The organism is Pseudomonas syringae group sp. J309-1, from assembly GCF_032582135.1.
Classification (GTDB): domain Bacteria; phylum Pseudomonadota; class Gammaproteobacteria; order Pseudomonadales; family Pseudomonadaceae; genus Aquipseudomonas; species Aquipseudomonas quasicaspiana.
In genome coordinates this window covers 22847-30110 of record NZ_JAWHNU010000007.1, presented here as the reverse complement: position 1 = coordinate 30110, position 7264 = coordinate 22847, and the positions used below count along the sequence as shown (strand labels likewise).

The window sequence follows — 7264 nt, the reverse complement described above, 5'->3', positions numbered from 1 at the left end:
TCTGGGCACCAATTCAAACAAAACCGAGCCATGTGCTCGGTTTTGTGCTTTCTGGGGTTTGGAAAATAGCAGCTCACCCGTGAGAGCAAAGCTTGGTCTGCTCCTATCAAACATCACTCCAATAATGGATTTGAAACGCGGACCTTGTAGGAGCTAACTTGTTGGCGAAGCGGAATTTCTGACGATGCGGGTCCGACGTCTCGCCAACAAGTTGGCTCCTACAGGTCACCCGTTTGCTGCGCGACAGCGCGGTGTCAGGGATACCGGCACCACTCCCACAAGTTTACCCACCAAGCAATCCCGGCAATCAAGCCCTGAATTGCCCCAGACTCGCCTTCAACTGCGCCGCGAGGCCATCCAGCACTTTGCCGCTCGCCGTAGTCTCTTCAACGACCTGCGCCGCACGCTGGGCCTGGGCGTGAATCACTTCTACACGTCCTCTCACCGCGTGCGCGCCTTCTGCCTGATGCACTGCCGCCTTGGTTGCCAGACCGATCGCCGTATGGACCTGCTCAACAGATTCCTGCACGGATTGCTGCAACTTGACGCTGTTGCGCAGTACCGCCAACCCCTCATTGGCCTGCCGTCCCGCCAGACCAATCGCCGCAACGGCCTCTTTCGCACCTGACTGCAACGCACCGATGTGCGCCTGAATATCACCCGTGGAGCTTTGGGTCTTGCTCGCCAAAGCACGAACCTCATCGGCGACCACAGCAAAACCGCGCCCGGTTTCCCCAGCCCGCGCAGCCTCAATGGCCGCGTTCAGCGCCAACAGGTTAGTCTGTTCGGCAATGCCATGAATGACCTCCAGCACCACTTCGATCTGCTCGCTCTGCTGCGCCAGCCGCTCGATGACTTTAGAACCGGTTTCAACCTGCCCCGCGAGCGCTTCGATCAAGCCGCCCACCTGATTCGACGTGCGCGTGTTTTCATCAGTCGCCTGACGAATATCCACCACCTGCCTCAAAGCAGCCTGCATGGCATGGCTCTCGGACTGAGCCTCGTCGGCCATGTGCTCAAGCGCTTGCAGACTGGCAGCCACTTCATCGCGCTGCATCGCGGCCGCAGCACCTGCACCCGCATTGCGCTGACTCATCGCATTGATCTCAACACCGGTGCGCTGCGCAACATCTCCGGCCTCGCGAACAATGGGCTGTAGCTTGGCAACAAAACGATTGACTGCTGCCGCCATGTCCCCGATCTCGTCATTACTGTCGATTTTGACGCGCTTGGTCAGATCGCCCTCGCCCGCCGCCAGATCATCCAGCGCCGCGATCAACAGCAGCAGCTTGTTGACTACCCTGCGCCCCAGCACTACCGCCAATACCAAAAGGACGCCCAACCCAACCAGGGCCAAGCCCATGCCTATCCGCCAGCGCAGTGTTTCAGACGCTTCCTTTACCGCTGATGTCGTGTTTGTAGCCATGGCAGAAGCCGCGCCTTGCGCAGAATCAAGTCGTGAACGCAGTGCGGCCGAGCTTTCTTTCGAAGCGCCGGTCAGGCTTTCGGAAACCAGTTGCCCGCCACTGGTAATCAGCGTCGCAAAACGCTTGTCGAGAGCGACGAGGTTTTCTTCAACGGTGGCAGTGGAAACACCCATGCGCACCTTGCCGATTTCAACACCGTTAGGGCTGATGGATGCCTCGACGTAGTAAACCGAACTGTCGGTCCTGGCAGCGTTCAGCACTTTATCCATTGCCCGCTCGCCCTCGCCCTTGGCAAGCAACGCCTGGATCAGCGGGTTTTCGCGGTTCAGATAACGAGTCAAGTGCTCGCCTGCCGCATCGTCATAAATCACGAACAACACATTGGGGTTGCGCTGCGCGCGACGAGCGAATTCGGACAACGTCGGCGTGTCGTTATCCCACATTGCACGGGGTGCCACAGCGGCCAGCAGCTCGGCCATATCGGTGGCTGAGTCTCTGAGGTCTTTTTCCAGTGTGGCGCGCAGCTGTGCCTGCTCATCCTTCAGACGGGCGGCAAGGCCCGTACTCAAGCGCTGACTGGTACTGGTAGCAAGATTATCGAGACTGGAGGTTACTTCTCGACTTGCCTGTTCCAGTTCAGCGGACAAGTGTTGCGAATCTACACCCAGGCGATTGGCCAAATCAGCTTCAAGCGCAGCAACAGTGCTCCGGGTGAGAGCAACGGCGACCAGCACCTGCACCAAAAGAGCGATGCCAAGGGCAATAAACACGGGCCGCAGCAAGCGGCTCCGCAAAAGAGAGAGGACAGCTGACACGGGGAATCCCTCCACCACCGGCGCCATTAAAATGATGGCACCTTTTCTGACGCTTTTTACAGCAATCGCCGTGCCGTTCCAGTGGCCACGGTCAAACCAGAAAAAACAAAGGGCCGCATCTGCGACCCTTTGTTTTTACATCAACGATTTATCAGCCAAACGGATGACGCAACACGATGGTTTCGTTGCGATCAGGGCCCGTCGAAATAATGTCGATAGGTGCGCCCACCAGCTCTTCCAGACGCTTGATATAAGCGCGAGCGTTAGCTGGCAGCTCTTCCAGAGTCTTGGCACCCAGCGTCGATTCAGTCCAGCCCGGCACTTGCTCGTACACAGGCTTAAGGCCCAGGTAGCTGTCAGCGTCGGTCGGTGCTTCGATCACTGCACCGTGCTCGTTCTCGTAACCGATGCAGATGTTGATGGTTTCGAGGCCATCCAGCACGTCGAGCTTGGTCAGGCAGATGCCGGAGATGCTGTTGATTTCGATAGCGCGACGCAGGATCACGGCATCGAACCAGCCGCAGCGACGAGCACGGCCAGTGGTTGCACCGAATTCGTGCCCACGCTTGGCCAGGAATGCACCAACGTCGTCGAACAGCTCAGTCGGGAATGGACCCGAACCTACACGTGTGGTGTAGGCCTTGGTGATACCCAGGATGTAATCCAGGTACATCGGCCCAAAACCCGAACCCGTGGCGATACCGCCCGCCGTGGTGTTGGAGCTGGTGACGTACGGATAAGTACCGTGGTCAATGTCCAGCAGCGAACCTTGAGCGCCTTCGAACATGATGTCTTTGCCGTCGCGACGCATTTCATGCAGCGCGGCAGTGACGTCGAGCATCAGTGGCTTGAGCAGCTCGGCGTATTCCATGCACTCGTCGAGAGTCTTCTGGAAGTCGATGGCAGGCTCTTTGTAGTAATTGACCAGCACAAAGTTGTGATAGTCGAGCAGCTCGCCCAGCTTGGCGGCGAAACGCTCGCGGTGGAACAGGTCACCGATACGCAGGCCGCGACGTGCAACCTTGTCTTCGTAAGCCGGGCCGATACCGCGACCGGTGGTGCCGATCTTGAACTCGCCACGGGCCTTTTCACGCGCCTGATCCAGCGCAACGTGATAGGACAGGATCAGCGGGCAGGACGGGCTGATGCGCAGACGCTCGCGCACTGGAATGCCTTTTTCTTCCAGCTTGATGATTTCGCGCATCAGCGCATCCGGCGCAACCACCACACCGTTACCAATGAGGCACTGCACGCCTTCGCGCAGTACACCGGACGGAATCAGGTGCAATACGGTTTTTTCGCCGTCGATCACCAGAGTGTGACCCGCGTTGTGGCCACCCTGGTAACGCACTACAGCGGTAGCATGTTCGGTCAGCAGATCAACGATCTTGCCTTTGCCCTCATCACCCCATTGGGTGCCCAGGACTACGACATTCTTACCCATAACACTTGTCCTCATTCACGCAAACTTGGTGTCGGCGGCCGCCGACAGGAAAACTCAAGAAGCCAGCGGCACGACTTGCCAACGCTCGCCATGCTGAATCAATTGCCGATCGCAATCGGCCTCACGCGCTGCGGCCACCCGTTGCCCAGGCAATGCCTGCACAACACGCTGACCTTCACTGCGCAACTGACAAACCTGCTGCCAGAGTGCTGCATCCGTACTGTCCGGCATCCAGATACCGCCGGAAGGCAATTCGATTTCTGCACGACCCAGTGTCACCAAAGTCTTCAGGTCCGTGGAAAAACCGGTGGCCGGGCGAGCCCGACCGAAATCTGCACCGATGTCATCATAGCGACCGCCCTGAGCAATGGATTGACCCACGCCCGGAACGAAAACAGCAAAGACAACACCCGTGTGATAGTGATAACCGCGCAACTCACCCAGATCAAAATACAGCGGCAGCTCAGGGAAACGGGTCGCAAGGCGCTCAGCCACGGTCAACAGGTCATCAAGCGCAGCCAGCACTGGCGCTGGCGCGTTGGCCAGGCGATCACGCGCAGCCGCCAATACTTCACGACCACCGCACAGATCGACCAATGCACGCAGCATCGACGCCAGATCGGCAGGCAGATTGGCTGTCAGCTCGATCACTTCGTCGATGGCCTTGCGTTGCAGGGCATCGAACAACAGTTGTTCAACCTCGCCAGACAAACCAGCTGCGCGGGCCAGGCCTCGGTAGATACCGACATGCCCCAGATCCATGTGAACGTCTGGAACATCAGCCAGTTGAAGCATGGCCAGCATCAGGCTGATGACTTCGACGTCACTGCTCGGGCTTGCATCGCCATACAACTCGGCGCCCAGTTGAATAGGGCTACGCGAAGAAGACAGGGCACGCGGCTGCGCATGCAGCACGCTACCGGCATAGCAAAGACGGCTCGGCCCTTCACGACGCAGGGTATGCGCATCGATGCGCGCCACTTGCGGCGTGATGTCGGCACGAAAGCCCATTTGCCGACCCGACTGCGGGTCGATCACTTTGAAGGTGCGCAGATCCAGGTCCGAGCCCGCGCCAGTGAGCAAGGATTCAAGGTATTCGATATGAGGGGTGACTACGAATTCATAGCCCCAGCTCTGGAACAGATCCAACACCTGACGGCGCGCTACTTCTATGCGCGCCGCTTCAGGCGGCAGTACTTCTTCGATGCCATCTGGTAGCAGCCAGCGGTCAACCGTTGCCATTACGCCTTTCCCCTATGATCCGGGCGACCCGCGCCGAGGCGGGCCTTGAGTAAAGCAGAGAGTGGTCAGGCCCTGCGCCCGTTACTGCGGGCACGGCAAGCGCCCGAGAATGGCTGTTTCAGACCACTGTCCTCGAAAATCATGCCACTGCTGTGGCCAATCAATCGTGCAGACGCAAAAAAGCCGGGAATTTCCCGGCTGCCGCATCATACACACGTTTTACCGCATGATCACCCCGCCGGACGGTTTTGCCGCCCGGCGGGTAGATTACGGCGTTCAGATCACGGCTTGGATTTTTCCAGATAGCGGAAGAAATCGCTGCTCGGATCCAGAACCATCACGTCACTCTTGTTCGCGAAGCTTTCACGGTAGGCGCGCAGGCTACGGTAGAACGCGTAGAACTCCTGATCCTGGCCGTATGCCTTGGAATAGATCGCGGAAGCTTGTGCATCACCATCACCGCGGGCCTCTTCAGACTCACGATAGGCTTCAGCCAGCAGTACGCGGCGCTGACGATCGGCGTCGGCACGGATGCCTTCAGCCAGTTCGTTACCCTTGGCGCGATGCTCACGCGCTTCACGTTCACGTTCGGTACTCATCCGTTCGAAAACGCTGCGGTTCACTTCCTTCGGCAGGTCGATAGCCTTGACCCGAACATCGATAACTTCGATGCCGAGCTCTTTATTTGCCATCGCGTTCAGCGAAGCGGTGATGTCAGCCATCAACGCGTCACGTTCGCCCGACACAGCTTCGTGCAGGGTGCGCTTACCGAACTGGTCACGCAGACCGGATTCGAGACGACGCGACAGACGTTCATCAGCGATTTGCTTGAGGCCCGACGTTGCGGTGTAGAACACTTCCGCGTCCTTCACACGCCACTTGGCGTAGGCATCCACCATGACCGCTTTCTTTTCCAGCGTCAGGAAGCGTTGCGTCGGTGCATCCAGCGTCAGCAGGCGACCGTCGAACTTGCGCACCTGGTTGACGTAAGGAATCTTCACATGCAGACCGGGCTGAATGTTAGGTTCAACCACGCGACCAAATTGCAGCATTACGGCACGTTCTGTCTGGGACACGATAAACAGGCTGTTCCAGGCAACCACCGCCAGCACTACAGCAACAATCAGGGCGATCAGCGATTTATTGCTCATCAGCGAGTCTCCCTTGTACGCGGCTGCTGAATCTCTGCGGCGCGAGCACCGACATCAGCTCCTGCAGTGTTAGCACCGGTAGTCGGGGCATTGCTGTTACCGCTACGGCCGTTTTCGATCATCTTGTCCAGCGGCAGATAAAGCAGGTTGTTCCCGCCTTTATCGCCAGTTACGAGAACCTTGCTGGTATTGGTGAACAGCTCTTGCATAGTGTCCAGGTACAGACGTTCACGCGTGACTTCTGGAGCCTTGCGATACTCGGCAACCAGCTTGGTAAAGCGATCAGCTTCACCCTTGGCGCGGGAGATCACTTCGTCGCGATAACCGTTGGCGTCTTCGATGATCCGCTGAGCCTGACCACGTGCTTCCGGAATCACACCGTTAGCGTAGGTTTCAGCCTGGTTACGGGAACGTTGCTCGTCTTCACGTGCACGAATCACATCATCGAATGCTTCCTGAACCTCACGAGGTGCAGCAGCGCTCTGTACGTTGACCTGGGTCACCGTGATACCGGTGCGATAAGTGTCGAGGAAGCGTTGCAGACGCTCCTTGATCTCACTCGCCATCAGTTCACGACCTTCAGTCAGCACCTGATCCATGGCCGTGGAACCCACGACATGACGCAGCGCACTTTCAGTAGCGTGTTGCAGACTGACTTCCGGTTGATCAACGTTCAGCACGAAATCACGCAGGTTGGAGATTTTGTACTGCACGGTCAGCGGCACTTCGACGATGTTTTCGTCTTCAGTCAGCATCTGGCCCTGTTTGCTGTAGGCACGTTCGCGAGTCACGTTTTCCATGTACTTGCGATCGAACGGCGGGAAATAGATGTTCAGACCCGAACCTACGGTTTCGTGGTACTGACCAAAGCGCAGCACAACGGCCTGCTCCTGCTCGTCCACGACGTAAATGGCGCTGTACAGCCAGATCGCAACCAGCACGACCAGGCCAATGCCCAGCAAGCCGAAACCGCCACCCTTGCCAGGGTTGCCGTTACCACCACCGTCACCACCACTGCGTTTCTTGCCACCACCGAACAAACCATTAAGGCTTTCCTGCAGCTTTCGGAAGGCCTCGTCGAGATCCGGTGGCCCCTTGCGGTCGCCGCCCTTGCGCTTACCACCCCAAGGATCCTGATTATTCGAGTTGCCACCCGGCTCATTCCAAGCCATAGCGCTCTCCATC

At 58.0% G+C, this 7264-nt stretch carries 5 protein-coding genes; all 5 read right to left on the bottom strand.

Translation table 11 applies throughout. The features are described from left to right. Positions 1-307: 307 nt before the first annotated feature. The 5 genes from RX972_RS05850 to hflK all read right to left on the bottom strand — a co-directional run bounded on the left by RX972_RS05850 (position 308) and on the right by hflK (position 7251). Positions 308-2242, bottom strand: coding sequence for a methyl-accepting chemotaxis protein (locus RX972_RS05850; protein WP_122708752.1), 1935 nt, complete (start codon positions 2240-2242; stop codon positions 308-310). 151 nt (positions 2243-2393) lie between these two features. Then, entirely contained in the window at positions 2394-3686 is a 1293-nt protein-coding gene (locus RX972_RS05845) for an adenylosuccinate synthase (protein ID WP_027900439.1), read from the bottom strand. Between the two features lie 54 nt (positions 3687-3740). Beyond that, positions 3741-4928, bottom strand: a complete 1188-nt coding sequence (locus tag RX972_RS05840) for an ATP phosphoribosyltransferase regulatory subunit (protein ID WP_122708740.1) — start codon at positions 4926-4928, stop codon at positions 3741-3743. A gap of 281 nt (positions 4929-5209) precedes the next feature. After that, positions 5210-6079, bottom strand: a complete 870-nt coding sequence (hflC, locus tag RX972_RS05835) for a protease modulator HflC (RefSeq protein WP_027900441.1) — start codon at positions 6077-6079, stop codon at positions 5210-5212. Then, the gene (gene hflK, locus RX972_RS05830; protein WP_099267770.1) at positions 6079-7251 is read right to left on the bottom strand and encodes an FtsH protease activity modulator HflK; all 1173 of its coding nucleotides are present in this window, start codon (positions 7249-7251) and stop codon (positions 6079-6081) included. Before hflK ends, hflC begins: the two co-directional genes overlap by 1 nt. Between the last annotated feature and the right edge of the window lie 13 nt (positions 7252-7264).

What these genes read in the sequence shown, in the direction of transcription:
- RX972_RS05840 (WP_122708740.1), bottom strand. Translation starts at nt 4,928, where the DNA reads ATGGCAACGGTTGACCGCTGGCTGCTACCAGATGGCATCGAAGAAGTA.
- hflC (WP_027900441.1), bottom strand. Translation starts at nt 6,079, where the DNA reads ATGAGCAATAAATCGCTGATCGCCCTGATTGTTGCTGTAGTGCTGGCG.
- hflK (WP_099267770.1), bottom strand. Translation starts at nt 7,251, where the DNA reads ATGGCTTGGAATGAGCCGGGTGGCAACTCGAATAATCAGGATCCTTGG.
- RX972_RS05845 (WP_027900439.1), bottom strand. Translation starts at nt 3,686, where the DNA reads ATGGGTAAGAATGTCGTAGTCCTGGGCACCCAATGGGGTGATGAGGGC.